At 60.3% G+C, this 3,030-nt stretch carries 2 protein-coding genes; both read left to right on the forward strand.

All coding sequences use genetic code 11. The features are described 5' to 3' along the window. Positions 1-501 (forward strand): efflux RND transporter periplasmic adaptor subunit (locus H0V78_13725; protein MBA2352795.1); only part of this gene is annotated, 501 nt, incomplete at its 5' end. Positions 502-511: 10 nt separating this feature from the next. Next, positions 512-3,030, forward strand: a 2,519-nt coding sequence (locus H0V78_13730; protein MBA2352796.1) for a CusA/CzcA family heavy metal efflux RND transporter, incomplete at its 3' end; no start/stop codon positions are given.

Genomic DNA, 3,030 nt, shown 5'->3' on the forward strand with positions numbered 1-3,030 from the left:
GACGCCAACATTTTCACCATTGCCGATCTTTCCACCGTGTGGGCCGAGCTCGTGGTGTATCCGAAGGACCTGAATGCGATCAAGGCTGGCCAGACGGTGCTCATAAAATCCAGCGTCCTGCAATCGGTAGCAACGGGAACGGTTTCTTACATTGGCTCGCTGGTCGGCGAACAGACCCGGGCAGCGACGGCGCGGGTCACCCTGCAAAATCCCGACGGTCTCTGGCGGCCGGGATTATTCGTCGAGGTCGAATTGACTGCGGATCAGACGCAGGTTCCGGTCGCGGTTGCGGTCGATGCCATCCAGACCGTGCGCGATTGGTCGGTGGTGTTCGGGCGTTACGGCAAATTCCTTGAAGCGCGTCCGCTCGAATTGGGGCGCAGTGACGGGAAGATGGTCGAGGTCCTGGAAGGGTTTGCAGCGGGCCAGCCATATGCCGCCGGCAACAGTTTCGCCATCAAGGCCGAGCTTGGCAAGGCCGGCGCCACGCACGATCATTAGGGAGAGAACCATGTTCGAACGCATTCTGAAATTCTCGATCGAGCAGCGCTGGACGGTATTGCTGCTTGTGCTCGGCATGGCAGCGCTCGGCGTCTACAACTATCAGCGATTGCCGATCGACGCCGTGCCCGACATTACCAATGTGCAGGTGCAAATCAATACGCAGGCGCCCGGCTACTCGCCACTGGAAACCGAGCAGCGCATCACGTTTCCGATTGAAACCGTGATGGCCGGCTTACCCGAGCTCGAAAACACGCGCTCGGTCTCGCGTTACGGCTTGTCGCAGGTGACGGTGATTTTCAAGGACGGCACCGACATCTATTTCGCGGGTCAGCTCGTCAACCAGCGCATTCAGGAGGCGAGAGGCCGCTTGCCTGCGGGAGTCGAGCCGGCGATGGGGCCAATCGCAACCGGGCTCGGCGAGATTTTCATGTGGACGGTCGAAGCCAAACCGGACGCGAAAAAGCCGGATGGCACGCAGTACACGCCGAGCGATTTGCGCGAAGTGCAGGACTGGATCATCAGGCCGCAACTGCGCACGGTAAAAGGCGTGACCGACGTCAATTCGGTCGGCGGTTTCGTCAAGCAGTTTCATGTCACGCCCGATCCCGACAAGCTCATTGAATATGGCTTGAGCTTGCAGGACCTGGTCACTGCGCTCGAACAGAACAACGCGAATATCGGCGCCGGATATATCGAAAAAAGCGGTGAACAGTACCTGGTCCGCGCGCCTGGGCAGGTGACAAACCTCGATGAAATCCGCGACATCGTCATCGGCGCCTCCCGCGGCGTACCGGTGCGCATCAAGGATGTCGCGCAAGTGTTGATGGGCAAGGAACTGCGCAACGGCGCCGCGACCGAAAACGGCAAAGAGGTCGTGCTGGGTACCGTGTTCATGCTGGTCGGGGAGAACAGCCGAACGGTGTCGCAGGATGTCGCGACGAAACTCGCCGAAATTGCTCCAACCCTGCCTGAAGGCGTAATCGCCCAGACGGTTTACGATCGCTCGACGCTGGTTGATAAAACGATCAACACAGTCAAAACCAATCTGCTCGAGGGCGCACTCTTGGTGATCGCCGTGCTGTTCTTGTTCCTCGGCAATTTCCGCGCGGCCTTGATCACCGCGCTGATCATTCCGCTGTCGATGCTGTTCACATTCACCGGCATGTACACGAACAAAGTCAGCGCGAATCTGATGAGTCTGGGCGCGCTCGATTTCGGCATCATCGTCGATGGCGCGATCGTCATCGTCGAAAACTGCGTACGCCGATTGAGTGAAGAACAGAAACACCACGGCCGCGTGCTGACCCGCGCCGAACGCCTCGCGGTAGTGTTCGATGCATCGCGCGAAGCGCGGCGCCCGCTGCTCTACGGCCAGCTCATCATCATGGTCGTCTACCTGCCGATTTTCACGCTGACCGGCGTCGAAGGAAAAATGTTTTACCCGATGGCGTTCACTGTGGTCGCAGCATTGCTCGGCGCGATGATCCTGTCGATCACATTTATTCCGGCCGCGATCGCGCTGTTCCTGACCGGGAAAGTGGCAGAGAAGGAAGGCTTCGCCATCGCGTGGGCGAAAAAGCTTTACGCGCCGGCGTTGCGAACGGTATTGGCGAACCCGGCGCTGACGGTGACGGTCGCGATCGCTGCCGTCGTGCTCGGCGGCCTGCTCGCCACGCGCATGGGCAGCGAATTCGTGCCGAGCCTGAACGAAGGCGATATCGCGATGCACGCGCTGCGCATTCCGGGCACCAGTCTCAGCCAGGCGGTCGAGATGCAATACGCGCTCGAAAAGCGGATCAAGGAATTTCCCGAAGTCGACAAAATATTTGCGAAGATCGGCACCGCCGAAATCGCCACCGACCCCGTTCCGCCGAGCGTCGCCGACAACTTCATCATCATGAAGCCGCGCTCGGAATGGCCTGATCCCGATCGCACGCCGGAAGATTTTGTTGCCGCACTCGAAGCCGCGGTCATCCAGATCCCCGGCAACAATTACGAGTTCACGCAGCCGATCCAAATGCGCTTCAATGAATTGCTGTCCGGCGTGCGCGCCGATGTCGCGGTCAAAGTGTTCGGCGACGATCTGGATACGCTCGGCGCGCTCGGCAAACAGATCGAGGCGGTGCTGGAAACCGTGCCCGGCGCTGCCGATGTCAAAGCCGAACAACTGACCGGGCTGCCGGTGCTGACGATCAAAATGGATCGCCGGAAGATGGCGCGCTACGGACTCAGCACGGCGGAAGTGCAGAACGCGATCTCGATCGCGATCGGCGGCAAGGAAGCCGGCAGCATTTTCGAGGGCGACCGCCGGTTCGATCTGATCGTGCGCTTGCCGGAAAACGTGCGTACCGACATCGACGCGTTGAAACGGCTGCCTATCGAACTACCGCCGGTGGAAAACGCCGCGGCGCCCCGCGCCGTTCGCAATGGCTATGCGACTTTAGGCGAGGTCGCGAATTTCGAAGTCGCGCCGGGCCCCAACCAGATCAGCCGCGAAAACGGTAAGCGCCGCGCCGTCGTCACGGC

The organism is Burkholderiales bacterium, from assembly GCA_013695435.1.
Classification (GTDB): Bacteria; Pseudomonadota; Gammaproteobacteria; order Burkholderiales; family JACMKV01; genus JACMKV01.